The sequence below is a fragment of the Roseateles sp. genome, from assembly GCF_039595295.1.
Lineage (GTDB): Bacteria > Pseudomonadota > Gammaproteobacteria > Burkholderiales > Burkholderiaceae_C > Roseateles.
The window spans coordinates 294,054-308,062 of the sequence record NZ_JBCNLU010000001.1; the positions used below are offsets into that span (position 1 = coordinate 294,054).

12 protein-coding genes and 1 other RNA gene are annotated in these 14,009 nt (G+C 68.3%); 8 read left to right on the top strand and 5 right to left on the bottom strand.

The features are described 5' to 3' along the window. Nucleotides 1-36: 36 nt before the first annotated feature. The 4 genes from ABDW59_RS01385 to ABDW59_RS01400 all read right to left on the bottom strand — a co-directional run bounded on the left by ABDW59_RS01385 (nt 37) and on the right by ABDW59_RS01400 (nt 3,384). Nucleotides 37-1,146 carry an acyltransferase gene (locus tag ABDW59_RS01385; RefSeq protein WP_343627563.1) on the bottom strand — a complete coding sequence of 370 codons (1,110 nt, stop codon included), beginning with the start codon at nt 1,144-1,146 and terminating at the stop codon, nt 37-39. A 228-nt stretch (nt 1,147-1,374) separates the two neighbouring features. Further along, on the bottom strand, nt 1,375-1,839 hold the full coding sequence (locus ABDW59_RS01390) for a GNAT family N-acetyltransferase (RefSeq protein WP_343627564.1): 465 nt from the start codon (nt 1,837-1,839) through the stop codon (nt 1,375-1,377). A 53-nt stretch (nt 1,840-1,892) separates the two neighbouring features. Continuing rightward, an RNA gene (gene rnpB, locus ABDW59_RS01395) (RNase P RNA component class A) lies at nt 1,893-2,228 on the bottom strand. Between the two features lie 172 nt (nt 2,229-2,400). Further along, nucleotides 2,401-3,384 (bottom strand): Gfo/Idh/MocA family oxidoreductase, encoded by a 984-nt coding sequence (locus ABDW59_RS01400; RefSeq protein WP_343627565.1) that lies wholly within the window; start codon nt 3,382-3,384, stop codon nt 2,401-2,403. 144 nt (nt 3,385-3,528) lie between these two features. Here ABDW59_RS01400 and ABDW59_RS01405 point away from each other — a divergent pair, with 144 nt between their 5' ends. From ABDW59_RS01405 to ABDW59_RS01415, 3 genes are all read left to right on the top strand, one after another. Further along, entirely contained in the window at nt 3,529-4,746 is a 1,218-nt protein-coding gene (locus ABDW59_RS01405; RefSeq protein WP_343627566.1) for a multidrug effflux MFS transporter, read from the top strand. 124 nt (nt 4,747-4,870) lie between these two features. After that, nucleotides 4,871-5,848 carry a carbonic anhydrase family protein gene (locus ABDW59_RS01410; protein WP_343627567.1) on the top strand — a complete coding sequence of 326 codons (978 nt, stop codon included), beginning with the start codon at nt 4,871-4,873 and terminating at the stop codon, nt 5,846-5,848. 220 nt (nt 5,849-6,068) lie between these two features. After that, nucleotides 6,069-7,871 carry a methyl-accepting chemotaxis protein gene (locus tag ABDW59_RS01415; protein ID WP_343627568.1) on the top strand — a complete coding sequence of 601 codons (1,803 nt, stop codon included), beginning with the start codon at nt 6,069-6,071 and terminating at the stop codon, nt 7,869-7,871. 201 nt (nt 7,872-8,072) lie between these two features. On the opposite strand, the gene ABDW59_RS01420 is transcribed toward ABDW59_RS01415, so the two are convergent. Further along, entirely contained in the window at nt 8,073-8,777 is a 705-nt protein-coding gene (locus tag ABDW59_RS01420) for a TetR/AcrR family transcriptional regulator (protein ID WP_343627569.1), read from the bottom strand. Between the two features lie 98 nt (nt 8,778-8,875). Between ABDW59_RS01420 and ABDW59_RS01425 the strand changes: the two genes are divergently transcribed. The 5 genes from ABDW59_RS01425 to ABDW59_RS01445 all read left to right on the top strand — a co-directional run bounded on the left by ABDW59_RS01425 (nt 8,876) and on the right by ABDW59_RS01445 (nt 13,994). Further along, nucleotides 8,876-10,111: an MBL fold metallo-hydrolase gene (locus ABDW59_RS01425; protein ID WP_343627570.1), complete on the top strand. Its 1,236-nt coding sequence runs from the start codon at nt 8,876-8,878 to the stop codon at nt 10,109-10,111. 352 nt (nt 10,112-10,463) lie between these two features. After that, complete coding sequence (gene mraZ, locus ABDW59_RS01430; RefSeq protein ID WP_343627571.1) at nt 10,464-10,892, top strand: division/cell wall cluster transcriptional repressor MraZ; 429 nt, start codon at nt 10,464-10,466, stop codon at nt 10,890-10,892. A 5-nt stretch (nt 10,893-10,897) separates the two neighbouring features. After that, on the top strand, nt 10,898-11,908 hold the full coding sequence (gene rsmH, locus ABDW59_RS01435) for a 16S rRNA (cytosine(1402)-N(4))-methyltransferase RsmH (protein WP_343627572.1): 1,011 nt from the start codon (nt 10,898-10,900) through the stop codon (nt 11,906-11,908). Beyond that, nucleotides 11,905-12,222, top strand: a complete 318-nt coding sequence (gene ftsL / locus ABDW59_RS01440; RefSeq protein WP_343627573.1) for a cell division protein FtsL — start codon at nt 11,905-11,907, stop codon at nt 12,220-12,222. The genes rsmH and ftsL overlap by 4 nt, the downstream gene beginning before the upstream one ends. Then, entirely contained in the window at nt 12,219-13,994 is a 1,776-nt protein-coding gene (locus ABDW59_RS01445) for a penicillin-binding protein 2 (RefSeq protein ID WP_343627574.1), read from the top strand. The genes ftsL and ABDW59_RS01445 overlap by 4 nt, the downstream gene beginning before the upstream one ends. Nucleotides 13,995-14,009 lie beyond the last annotated feature (15 nt).

Here is a 14,009-nt window from a genome sequence, read left to right on the forward strand (position 1 = left end):
AGCCGGTCGTCGGGCGTGTCGTGGCGCCCTGATGATTCAGGCGGTAGCCGTCCCTTGCGGCGAGGTGCGTCCTGGCGCTCGCGCGCTGTACTGCCGGCGCAGCCAGGCGACGACGGGCAGTTCCACCCAGCGACCGAGCGCCCAGCCGCCCACCAGCGCCACCGTCATCGCGACCAGGAAGAGCACCAATTCCGGCAGCAGCCGGTACAGCCCGACCTTGGCCAGCGCGGCCAGCGCGATGTTGATCAGCAGGCAGTGGCTGAGGTACAGCGAGTACGAGGTCGCGCCCAGCGCCGCCAGCGGACGCGGCAGGCGTGCCGGACGATGACGCTCCCAGGCCACCAGCGTGAGGATGAGCGCCGCGACGGCCAGCCCCAGCGCGACTCGGCCGCCGAAGGCATGCGTGCCCTGCGGGCCGATGCGCTCGTAGACGACGGCCGCGACCAGCGCGGCCGCCACCAGCAAGCCCTGACCCGGCAGCGTGAACAGGGGCGCTCGCCGCGCGATCAGACCCGCCGCCACGCCGAGCAGGAACTCCAGGCACATCGGATCGCCCAGGCTCAGCGGCAGCGGGCTGTGCAGCACGCCGTAGGCCTGCGCCACCGAGAGCGCGGCCCAAGCCGCATACAGCGTCAGGCCCAGGCCGACGTGCAGCAGCAGGACGCAAAAGCTCAGGTAGAACAGGATCTCGAACTGCAGCGACCAGGCGACGCCGACGATCTCCGGAAGTCCGCCGCCGATCCAAAGCAGCAGGGTGCCGGGCAGGGCGTCCAGGCCCATGTCGATCAGCGGACGGCGGCCGCTCGCCAGACGCGACAGCAGCGAGGGCAGTACGCTCAGCGCCAGGACCAGCCAATAGATCGGGAAGATGCGCACGAAGCGCTTCCAGAGGAACTCGCGCCAGTGACTCGCGCCGCCGCCCAGCTCACCGTGATGGACGTAGGTGATGATGAAACCGCTCAGCACGAAGAAGACGTCCACGCCGACGTAGCCGAAGTCGAAGAGTCCGCCCAGGCCCACATGGCCGGAAAACTGCGGCACCCGCATCAGGTGGGTCGCGTGCATCAGCACCACGAGGACCGCGGCGATCGCGCGGACGGCTTCCAGGGACGAGAGCTTGGGGGACGAGGCGGGCGGCGAAGACATGGAGCGGAATCCGACAGGCTCGCCGATCGCATAGCGAACAAAGCAGGCCGACAAAAGCCGCGAAGTTACATTCCTTCACACGCCGACAACAGGTGCGAGATCCCTAATTCATGGGGGTGCCGTTGGGCCGACGCCGCGCGTCTTGATCGAAGCTCATGAAAAGCGTGCGCTTGTGCGCGCCGCGCTCATCCCGAACAGCGAGCGCGAGCGGGCCAGAGCGGCGGGCACTCAGGCCGAGAGCCGCTTTTCCATGAACACCGACAGCGGGTCCTCGGCATAGTTGCCGAAGGGCGCGCGGCGGTCGTAGCCCAAGGTCTCGTAGAGCTTGAGGGCTTCGGGCTGGTGCACGCCGGTTTCCAGCCGCACCAGCTCGATGCCTTGCGCCTTGAGATGGGACTCGAGATCTTGCATCACTGCCTTGGACAGGCCGCGGCCGCGGAACTGCGGCTGCACGAAGATCCGCTTGATCTCGCCGTAGGGGCCGTCGGGGTCGTCCTTGACGATGACCGCGCCGCAGGCGGCCAGCCATTCCGCCAGCCACACGCCGATGAAGCGGACCTGCGGCTGTGCCAGGGCGTCGGGGTCCGTCAGATGGTTGCTCTCCGCCGGATAGAGCGACGCCATGTAGGCGTCGGACTGCGCCAGCAGGGACATCGCGGCGGGGCTATGGGGATCGAGCGATTGGATCTGCATGATCCTCGGAGCGTAGCAACCCACATGCCTGCGCGGGGCTACGGAAAGTGAAAGTGTGAAGCAAGCCGATAGGCCGGATTCTGTGCGCGAGGCCTCTTTCGAGGTCCCGCGTGACCGCCATTCATCTGGGCCGGGCATCACTGCCCGGCTCGGTGCCACCTACCCGCCAGCTCTGCGAGCCGCATCAACGCTGGCCTACTTGGTGTTGCTGCGCGTAGAGATTGCCCGTTTCACCCGAAGCCGGCTTGCGCCGGCCTCGACTCGTCTCTGTTGCTCTGATCCTCGGCTTTCGCCGGGCAGCCGTTAGCTGCTACGCCGCTCTATGCAGTCCGGACCTTCCTCCAGTGCCGTGTTTCCACGATCGCACCAGCGGCGGTCTGACTCGCTTCACGGCACGCATTCTAGCCGCGTGGCCGCCTCGGTCCCGCTTTGGGCGCTCGGCGTCGTTGCGAATCCTCGCCATAGCGGTGCTATGGCTCCGGTTCGCGCCTAGCCGCGCATCGCAACGCGGTACCGCTTCGGCCACTCGGCGCGTTTGACGTGCTCGCCCTGCGCCGAGGGTCAGGCCTTGCCTGCCAGGATCGCCTCGATCGTCTTCTGGACGGCGAGCGCCTCGGCGAAGCCGGGCAGGCTGTGCGAGCGGCCTTCCAGCATCGCGGACCAGTGGCTGAGCTGATCGGTCATGCCGTTCATGCGCAAGGTCTCGGCGTCGCCCATGCTCTGGACGCGCTCGCCTTGGCGCTGCTGCGTGACGCCGAACCAGTCGCGCAGCTCGATCTCTCCCTCGCTGGCGCGCCAGAGCATGCGGTTGTCGTCAGCCCGCTCCCCGCCAAGGCCGGCGCTGATGCGCACCGGCACGCCGGCGGCCAGCAGCTCGGCCTCGACTGAGCGCTCAGAGCCCACGCCGTCCTCCGGATACACGACCTGACTGCGCACCACGTCGGCGGCGCCCAGCACGCGTTGCAGCACGAAGATGAAATGCGACAGCACCTCGCGCGTGAAGCCGCCCTCCGCGCGTTGCGACAGCCAGGCGCCGGCATTGGCCTGCCAGGGCCGCGGCCAGGCGGCGAAGCGCAGTTCGATGCGGACCTCGTGCAGCGATCCCAGCGGGCGACGCGAGGCCGCCCCGAAAGCCAGCTGCAGCGAGGCCAGTCCGGTCGACGAGGCCAGCGAGTAGTTCACGGCGGCGCGGCGGCGCTCGCGCTCGATGCGGGCGATGCACTCGCGGGCGGCGTCGAAGTCGGTGGTGAGCGGTTTCTCGCAGAGCACCGCCAGGCCGGCGTCGAAGGCCTGCTCGGTCAGCGTGATGTGCGGGCCGGGCGGGGTGGCGATGTAGACGCCGTGCAGGCCGGGCTCGCGCAGCAGCGCCTCGGCGCTCGAGGCCGCGCGCAGCAGCGGGTAATGGGAGAGCGCCTGCGCCAGGACCTCGGGGTTCTCGTCCCACACGCGGGTCACGCGCAGCCGCGCATGGCCGGCCAGACGCGCGAGCATCCGTTGCCCCATCACGCCCAGACCGATCACCCCAATGCTCAACACGCCTGGCACGCCGTTGCTCCTCGCCCGCAAAAAGGTCGGAGTGTAGGGGCCCCCGCTACACTGCCGACCTCCGACTCCCGGCAAGGCCGGTGCCGGGGCGACCTCCGCACGCATCCCCCGCATGCTTTCCCCACGCACCGCACATCCGCCCACATGAATCCCGAAGCCAGCCAACTCTGGCGCGCGCCGCGCTGGGCCCTCGCCGTCCTCCTGGCCGCGCTTGCCACGGTGGGACCGTTCTCCATCGACACCTACATCCCGGCCTTCGACGGGATCATGAAAGCGCTGGACGCCACGCCGGTGCAGATGCAGCAGACGCTGTCGGGCTATCTGTTCGGCTTCGCGGTGATGAACCTGTTCCACGGCGCGCTGTCGGACAGCTTCGGCCGGCGTCCGGTGGTGCTGTGGGGCATGGCGGTGTTCGCGCTCTCGTCGATGGGCTGCGCGCTGGCGGGCAGCATCGGCCAGCTCGTCTTCTGGCGCACCGTGCAGGGTCTGTCGGCCGGCGCGGGCGTGGTGGTCTCTCGCGCCATCATCCGCGACATGTTCCCGCCGTCCGAGGCGCAGCGGGTGATGTCGCAGGTGACCATCTTCTTCGGCCTGGCGCCCGCGATCGCGCCCATGATCGGCGGCTTCCTGTACGTGCATGCGGACTGGCACGCGATCTTCTGGTTCCTGGTCCTGGTGGGCGCGCTGCTCTTCCTGATGACCTGGCGGCTGATGCCCGAGACCCTGCACAGGGACCACAAGCAGCCCTTCGAGGTCGGCTCCCTGATGCGCGGCTACGGCAGTCTGGTCGGCAGCCGGCGCTTCCTGCTGCTGGCGCTGGCCAGCGGCATCCCGTTCAACGGCATGTTCCTGTACGTGCTGTCGGCTCCCGTGTTCCTGGGCCAGCACCTGGGCTTGGCGCCGACGCAGTTCTTCTGGTTCTTCTGCTTCAGCATCGGCGGGATCATGGGCGGCGCCTGGCTGAGCGGCCGGCTGGCCGGCAAGATCACGCCGCGCAAGCAGATCCGGCGCGGCTTCCTGATCATGGGCTTCACGTCCATCGCCAACATCGCCTGCAACCTGACCCTGCCCCACAGCCCGATCTGGGCCTTCCCGCTGATCAGCAGCTTCGCCTTCGGTTGGGCGCTGATGGTGCCGGTGGTCACGCTGCTGGTGCTGGACCAGGCGCCCGACCGCCGCGGCATGGCGTCCTCGCTGCAGGCCTGCATCGGCAGCGCCGCCAACGGCGTGGTGGCCGGCCTGCTGGTGCCGCTGGTGATGCACTCGATGCTGTCGCTGGCGATCACCTCGGCCGCGATGATGTGCATCGGCCTGATCGCCTGGACCTGGGTCAAGCACGAGATCCCCGCCCCGACGCTCTGAGCGTCGCAGGGGGCGTGACGTCCGCCCGCACCCGGCGCCTCTGGCGCCCGCCGGGCCGTCGCGGCGCTCAAGAAGCGCGGCGGCGGTCCGAAATCAAGGGCAGCGTATTCAAGTGAGCCCGTCCATGTCCCACCGTCCCGGCCCGGTCCGTCTGCTGTCGGCCGCCCTGAGCCTGTCCCTGCTGAGCCTGTCCCTGCTGAGCCTGGCGCCGTGCGCCTTCGCCGCCGATACGGCGACCCCGCCGGCCGAGTCCGCCTCGACCGAGCAGCTGCGTGACCGTCTGGCCGAGCGCCTCAAGGACGATGCCGGCTCCCTCAAGCTCAGTCCCAAGAAGGCGCCGACGGACATCAAGACCAGCAACCCGGTCGACCTGCGCGCCCGCAAGGGCACGGCCAAGCCGGGCGCGGCGGCCTCGGCGCCGAAGTCGTCCGTCGTCTGGAGCTACACCGGCGAGGGCGCGCCCGACCGCTGGGGCCAACTGCAGCCCGAGTTCCGCCAATGCGCGATTGGCACCCGCCAGAGCCCCATCGACCTGCGCGACACCATCAAGGTCGACCAGGAAAAAATCCAGTTCGACTACAAGCCGAGCAACTTCTCGGTCATCGACGACGGCCACACCATCCAGGTGAACGTGGCGCCGGGCAACTCGATCCAGATCATGGGGCGGCGCTATGAGCTGGTGCAGTTCCACTTCCATCGGCCCAGCGAGGAACGCATCAACGGCCGCCAGTACGACATGTCGGTGCATCTGGTCCACCAGGACGCGGAGGGCCGGCTGGCGATGATCGCGGTGCTGTTGGAGCGCGGTCAGGACCAGGCCCTGGTGCAGACGGTCTGGAACTACCTGCCGCTGGAGCGCGGCGACGCCTACGAGGCGCCGGTCCCCATCGATCTCAACCAGCTGCTGCCCAAGGAGCGGGGCTACTTCTCCTACATGGGCTCGATGACGACGCCGCCCTGCAGCGAGGGCGTGCTGTGGCTGGTGTTCCGGCAGCCGGTGCCGGTGTCCTCGCAGCAGATCTCGGTGTTCTCGCGGCTCTATCCGATGAACGCGCGCCCGCTGCAGGCGCAGACAGGCCGGCTGATCAAGGAATCCTTCTGAGCGCGCGCTGAACGATCCAGGTCCGATCTGCCGATCCGATGCATGTGAAGCCCCCGTGACGATCGTCACGGGGGTCTCGTTCTTCTGCGGGGAAACCCTCGGATCAGCACATCGCTACGCGCACAATTCGCGCGCCGCGTCCCCGGGACTTGAGATCGATCAAGTCCTGAACGTTCAGCCCCTTGACGGTCGCGGCGTCTCCAGTTCAGGAATCACCGCCGTGTTGAAGACCATCAAGTCGCGCCTCATCGCCATCAGCATCCTCATCGTGGTCGCGGCCGTCGCGCTCGCCACTGTCGCCAGCTACTGGGCGGTGCGGGACCATGCCCGCCGCCAAGTGCAGGCGCAGCTGAACGACCTCGCCGCCGCGCATTCCGGCGGCATCGCCGCCTGGGTGCGGACGCAGAAGGACGTGGTCGCCGCGATGGCGCCGGCCGCGCTGCTGGAGGATCCGCGCCCCGCGCTGGCCCAGGCGCAGCAGTCGGGCCGGCTGGATCTGGCCTACGTCGGCTCGGCCGACAAGCGGATGATCTCCATCCCCGACCGCCAGCGCCCCGCGGACTACGACCCCACCGGCCGCGGCTGGTACAAGGCCGCTTCCGCCAGCGAGCAGCCGGTCATCACCGCGCCCTACGTCGCCGCTTCCAGCAAGAAGCTGGTGGTGAGCTTTGCCAACGCGGTGCGCGCGGGCGGCCAGGTCAAGGCGGTCGCCGGGACGGACGTGCCGCTGGATGACATCGTCGCCACGATGAAGGCCATCAAGCCGACCGAGCACGGCTTCGCGATGCTGCTGGACAAGGACGGCAAGGTCATCGCCCATCCGGATGCGGCGCTGACGCTCAAGCCGGTGAAGGAGCTGTCGGCTGCGCTGGACGCGGCGCTGATCGCCGACGCGCACGGCAACGAACTGACGGCCGCCGACATCGGCTCGGACCGCTTCTTCCTGAAGGCCGTGGACGTGCCGGGCACGGACTGGGTGCTGGTCGTCGCCGCGGAGCGCAACGAGGCGCTGGCCGCGCTGTCCAGCGTGCTGCGCAACGCCGGTCTGACGATGGTGCTGGTGACGGTGGTGGCGGCGCTGGTCGCGGCCGCCGCGGTGGGCGCGCTGCTGCGCGGCCTGTCCGGCATCAAGCGGGCGATGAACGACATCGGCGCCGGGGAGGGTGATCTCAGCCAGCGCCTGGACGTACGCGGCGAGGACGAACTGGCCGACATCTCGCGCGGCTTCAACGCCTTCGTTCACAAGATCGAGCAGGTCATGTTGCAGGTCCGGGAGACGAGCCAGTCGATCGCGGTGGCCTCGCGCCAGATCGCGGCGGGCAACCAGGATCTGAGCCAGCGTACCGAAGAGACGGCCAGCAATCTGCAGGAGACCGCCAGCTCGATGGAGGAGCTCAACAGCACGGTGGCCAACAGCGCCGCCAACGCCGACCAGGCGCGCCAGCTGGCCGACAGCGCGAGCCGCGTGGCCAGCCAGGGCGGTACGGCGATGGGGCAGGTGGTGTCGACCATGCAGGACATCAGCGCGAGCTCGCGCCAAATCGGCGACATCATCGGCGTGATCGACGGCATCGCCTTCCAGACCAACATCCTGGCGTTGAACGCGGCGGTGGAAGCGGCCCGCGCGGGCGAGCAGGGCCGCGGTTTCGCGGTGGTGGCGGGCGAGGTGCGGGCGCTGGCGCAGCGTTCGGCCGGCGCGGCCAAGGAGATCAAGACCTTGATCACCGCGAGCGTGGAGCGTGTCGAGACGGGCACTCGTCAGGTGGCGTCCGCGGGCGACACGATGAATGAAGTCGTGGGCAGCGTGCAGCGCGTGGCGCAGATGATCGGCGAGATCAGCAACACCGCGCAGGAGCAGAGCCACGGCATCGGTCAGGTGAACGTGGCGGTCGCTCAGCTGGATCAGGTGACGCAGCAGAACGCGTCGCTGGTCGAGGAATCGGCCGCCGCGGCCGAGAGCCTGAAGGATCAGGCGCAGAAGCTGGCGGAGGTGGTTGGGACTTTCCGTCTGAGCGGGTCTTGAGCGGATCGCTCCTTAGCCAGAGCCCCTCTCCCATGAAGTGGGAGAGGGGTTGGGGTGAGGGCGGTGGCACACCAGAGCCTGGCTGTTCACCCGCCTGCGATTGACGCTGCGCCGCCTGCGCCGGCCCTCACCCCAACCCCTCTCCCGCAAGCGGGCGAGGGGCCAAAAGCACCGCCCTCACGAAGTAGGGGGAGTGGCCGGTCAACTCGCCGCGTCCACTGCATAGCACGCCAGGAACATATCCGCCGCCGACTCCGCGACCTGCCTCTGCTGCGCCTTGTCCAACGGCGGCTGTCCCATCGTGATCTGCGGCCAGAACGAAAACCCCTTGACCAGGGCCTGCAGCTGCGCCGCCGCAAAGGCCGGATCCAGGTCCTTGAGCCGGCCATCCCCCATCGCCGCCCGGATCCACACCGTCAGCCCTTCCTCCCGCCCCCCGAGCCTGCACAGCATGTCCCGCGCCCGCTGCGGCGCATGGATGGCCTCCGCGATCAACACTCGCGCCAGATCCAGGAACTGCGGATCGTCCGACATCGCCAGCTTCTGCGCGATCAGCATCAGCAGTTGCTCGCGCAGCGGCAGATCTCCGCGATAGGGCAGCTTCACTTGCGCCTCGGTCGCCGCCCACAAGCGTTCCAGGATCGCGTCGAACAGCGCGTCCTTCCCGGGGAAATGGTTGTACACGGTGCGCTTGGACACCTGCGCCCGGGCCGCGATGCGGTCCATGTTGGCGACCTCGAACCCATGCTCGCGGAACTCGGCGATGGCGGCGTCGACGATGGCCTGGCGCTTGCGATCGGTCAGGCGGGTGGGGGCGTCGGCGGCCAAGGCGTCTACCGCCACATCGTCGGGGTCGGATGGGGCGGAGGCGGGCGCCGAAGCGATGGCGGGGGCGTCGGAAGTCATGGGTGTCAATGTTACACCGGGGAGTTTACTTTTCCGATCCCGATGTCTACACTCCGCCGAAAACTACACTGTGTAGTGCAAGTTTTGACCCGTACCCGATGTCCTCGACCCGCCATCGTTCCGCCACCCACCTGCTGCTGACGACGCTGACCGGCGTCGCGGCCGTGCTGATTCTGGGAGTCCTCGCCATGACCGCTTCCCGTGCCCTGTCCTCGCCGGCCCACCAGGCGACCGTTTCCGCCGCCGATGCGGCCGTCGCCGCGGCCGATGTCGGCGCCCAGCCCGGCGTCGAGCAATCGCCGCAATGGCACGACGGCAAGTTCCACAACCCGGCGGTGGAGCCCTCGCAGGGCTTCTGGAAGACGATGGGCCTGATGTGGGACTTCATGTTCAACAAGCCCAAGGGCACCGTGCCCGACCGGCCCATCGAGGTCCGCGCCCTGACGCGCGACCAGCTGCTGGCGGCGCCGGACCGAACCCTCTTCCGCCTGGGCCATTCGACGGTGCTGCTCAAGCTGCGCGGCCGTTTCTGGCTGACGGACCCGGTGTTCTCGGAGCGCGCCTCCCCCTTCAGCTTCATGGGCCCCAAGCGCTTCCACGCGCCGCCCATCGCGCTGGACGAGCTGCCCGAGATCGAGGCGGTGATCCTGTCCCACGACCATTACGACCACCTGGACCACGACACCGTGCTGGCGCTCGCCCCCAAGGTGCGGCGCTTCGTGACCCCGCTCGGAGTCGGCCAGCGCCTGATCGACTGGGGCGTGCCCGCGGCCAAGGTGAGCCAGTTCGACTGGTGGCAGGGCACGACCATCGCCGGTCTGCAACTGACCGCCACCCCGGCGCAGCATTTTTCCGGCCGCAGCTTGAGCGACCGCAACAGCACGTTGTGGGCCTCGTGGGTGATCGTTGACGACGACCTGCGGGTCTTCTTCAGCGGTGACACCGGCTACTTCGACGGCTTCAAGACGATTGGCGAGGCCCTCGGCCCCTTCGACCTGACGCTGATGGAAACGGGGGCCTACGACCCGCGCTGGCCTTACGTCCACATGCAACCCGAGCAGACCATGCAGGCGCACATCGACCTGAAGGGCAAGCGCCTGCTGCCCATCCACAATGGCACCTTCGATCTGGCCATGCACCGCTGGCAGGACCCCTTCGAGCGCATCACCGCGCTGGCGCGGCTGCGCAATGTGGAGCTGGTGACGCCGGTGATCGGCGCGGCGCTGGCGATCGAGCAGCCCGGCGTGACGCCGCAATGGTGGCAGGGGGAGGCGGTCGCCAGCGAGCCCGCCCATGCGCCGTCGAACGCGGCGAGCGCCGCTTCGGCGGGCTGATCGGAACTCCCCCCTCGATCGGTCAGCACCCCGCTCAAACGCAGGCGGCCCGGGTTTCCGGGCCGCTTTTCTTTTGCGCGTCCTCGCCGATACTGGTTGGGTATCCAGTATCGATTTGGGGAGGCGCGTCCCTGGTTTCGGGTGGGTACAACTGCCGAATATGTTGATCCATCACTTGCACAGCAGTTCTTAAGTCCTTCATTTACAAGGACTTTTATTTCGCGCAAATGCTTGAAAAGGGCAGCTAAGTAGTTGATTTGATTGGGAAAAACGCCAAATTTCCTTGACCGGCCGCCGACCCGCCATTAAAGTGGGAGAAAGTGCAATTCGGTGGGGCAAAGTGGCGAATGTCGTGTTTCAGGGGGCGAGTGCCTTGGCGTTGGACGCCAAGGGGCGCTTGACCGTCCCTACACGCCATCGCGAGGTGCTCCAGGCCCTGTGCGCAGGCCAATTGACGCTGACCAAACACCCGGAAGGCTGCCTGATGGTCTTCCCCCGTCCCGCCTGGGAACAGTTCCGTGACCGCGTCGCCGCGCTGCCCATGTCCGCCGCCGGCTGGAAGCGCGTGTTCCTGGGCAACGCTCAGGACGTCGAGATCGACGCCGCCGCCCGCGTCCTGGTCGCTCCGGAGCTGCGAGTGGCCGCCGGCCTGCAGAAGGACGTGATGCTGCTGGGCATGGGCAGCCACTTCGAGCTGTGGGACTCGCAGGCCTACGCCGCCCACGAGGCCGCGGTCATGCAGTCCGAGCTGCCGGCCGCGCTCCAGGACTTCAGCTTCTGAGCGCCATGAGCACCGAGCAGTCCAATATTCCAACGTTCTCCCACACCACCGTGCTGCTGCACGAGACGGTGGAGGGCGTGCTGACCTCGCCCGACGGCATCTACGTCGACGGCACCTTCGGTCGGGGCGGTCATTCGCGGCTGCTGCTGTCCAAGCTGGGCGAGAAAGGGCGGTTGATCGCGATCGACCGCGACCCCGAGGCGGTCGCGGCCGCGACGTCCGGACAGACGCGGGTCGACGACCCGCGTTTCCACATTTGCCACAGCCCGTTTGCCGACATGGCCGCGCAACTCGACGCGCTGGGCGTGACCCAGGTCGACGGCATCCTGCTGGACCTTGGCGTTTCCAGTCCACAGATCGACAACCCGGAGCGAGGCTTCAGCTTTCGCTTCGACGGCCCCCTGGACATGCGCATGGACACGACGCGGGGCGAAAGCGCCGCCGACTTCCTGGCACGCGCCGAGGTGTCTCAACTCGCACAGGTGATCCGCGACTATGGCGAAGAACGGTTTGCTCTCCCGATTGCAAAGGCGCTTGTGGCTCGCCGGGAAGGCGGGCGCCCTGTTCGAACAACCGCCGAGCTTTCCCAAGTCGTGGCTGGTGCGGTCAAAACCCGCGAGCCGGGCAAGGACCCTTCAACGCGCACATTTCAGGCTCTACGGATATTCGTCAACGCCGAGCTTGAAGAGCTCCAGCAGGGGCTGAACGCGGCGCTGGCCAAGCTCAAGCCGGGCGGCCGGCTGGCGGTGATCAGCTTCCACTCGCTGGAAGACCGCATCGTCAAGACCTTCATCGCCCAGCACAGCAAGGAAGTCTTCGACCGCCGCGCGCCCTTCGCCGCGCCGCAGCCCACGCCGCTGCGCGCGATCGCCCGCATCAAGCCCAGCGAGGCCGAGGTCGCCGCGAATCCCCGCGCGCGTTCCTCGATCCTGCGCGTGGCCGAGCGCACCGATGCGCCCATCCCCGCGCCCGTCGCGGAATCCACCGGCAAGCAGAAGAAGGGAGGCCGCCGATGATCGGCCGTTTCAACCTGCTGCTGATCGTCGCGGTGATGGTGTCGGGCATCTACATGGTGCGCAGTGCCTATGAGGCGCGCCGGCTCTTCACCGAACTGGACCGCTCGCAAACCGAGGGCCGCCGGCTGGACGCGGACTATCAGAAGCTGCTGGCCGACCGCCAGGCGCAGGCGACCAATCTGCGCGTGGAGCAGGTTGCCCGCGAACGCTTGAAGATGCGCGCGATCACGCCCGCCATCACCTACAACCCGGACGCGCCGGCCCTGGTCGCGAGCGCCCCGCGCGGCGCCCGCGCGCAAGGAGCGGCCCGATGATCGGCAAGCGCGCCCGCAACGCCAACACGCGCAGCGTCAGCTACTCGAGCAGCCCGCTGCTCGCGTCCAAGACGCCCCCGTGGCGTTCGCGCTTCCTGGTCGCGTTGGTGGGCCTGGCCTTCACCGGCCTGCTGGCCCGTGCCGCCTACATCCAGCTCATCGGCGAGGACTTCTTCCAGCGCCAGGGCGAGGCCCGCTACGCCCACAAGATGGAGCTGCCCGCCAGCCGCGGCAAGATCAGCGATCGCAACGGCCAGGTGCTGGCCGCCAGCGTCGCGGTCCCGTCGATCTGGGCGTTTCCGAAGGAGGTCGACACCGACCCGGACAAGCGCCGCCAGCTCGCCAAGCTGCTGGACATGAGCCCGTCCGAGCTCGACAAGCGCCTCGATCCCTCGAGCCGTTTCGTCTTCCTGCGCCGTCAGGCCGACGACCAGACCGCCGCCAAGATCAAGGAGCTCGGCCTCAAGGGCGTGTTCCAGGACCGCGAGTACAAGCGCCAGTATCCGGAGGGCGAGGCTTCGGCGCACATCGTCGGCTTCACCAACATCGAGGAGCAGGGCCAGGAAGGCATCGAGCTCGCGTTCCAGAAGGACCTGCAGGGCCGCGACGGCTCGCGCGCGGTGGTGCGCGACCGGCTGGGCCGCGTCGTCGAGGACATGGGCGAGCGCGTGCCCGCCGCCAACGGCAAGGACATCGAGCTGTCGATCGACGCCAAGGTCCAGTTTTTCGCTTATCAGCGCGTGCGCGACGCGGTGGCCGAGAACAACGCCAAGGCCGGCTCGGTCGTGGTGCTGGACGCCCACACCGGCGAGGTGCTGGCCCTGGCCAACTATCCGAGCTACGACCCGGGCCACCGCAAGAACCTGTCCGGCGAGCAGCTGCGCAACCGCGCGCTGACCGACGTCTTCGAGCCCGGCTCGACGATGAAGCCCTTCACGACGGGCCTCGCGCTGGAGACCGGCCGCGTGCGTCCCGACACGCTGCTCAGCACCGGCCCGCGCAGCGTGGTGATCTCGGGCTGGTCCCCCACCGACTCGCACCCGCACGGCGACCTGACAGTGCAGCAGGTGATCCAGAAGTCCAGCAACATCGGCGCCGCCCGCATGGCGCTGATGATGCAGCCGCGCGAGATGCACGAGATGTTTACCGCCATCGGTCTGGGCCAGCGGCCGCAGATCGACTTCCCCGGCGCGGTGACCGGCAAGCTGCGCCCCTGGAAAAGCTGGCGCCCGATCGAGCAGGCGACGATGAGCTACGGCTACGGCCTGTCCGCGTCGCTGCTACAGCTGGCGCGCGCCTACACCGTGTTCGCGCGCAACGGCGACATCATCCCCATCACCATGACCAAGCGACCGGCCGACCAGCCGGTCTCCGGCATTCAGGTGTTCAGCCCCAAGACCGCCGCGGAGATCCGGGTGATGTTGCAGATGGCGGCCGGCCCCGGCGGCACGGCGCCGCAGGCCATGGTTCCGGGCTACAGCGTGGGCGGCAAGTCCGGCACGGCGCACAAGCAGGAAGGCAAGGGCTACGCGAGCCACAAATACCGTTCCTGGTTCGTGGGCATCGCACCGATTTCCAGGCCGCGCATCATCGTGGCCGTGATGGTCGACGAGCCGAAGAACGGCCAGTACTTCGGCGGCGCGGTCGCGGGTCCGGTGTTCAGTCAAGTCGTGGCGCAGACGCTGCGCCTGCTGGGAGAGCCGGCCGACCTGGACGTCAAGCCGCAGATCCTGGCGCAGCAGAAGCTGCAGGCCGTGGACGAGAGTTTCTAAGCGGGCACGACGAAT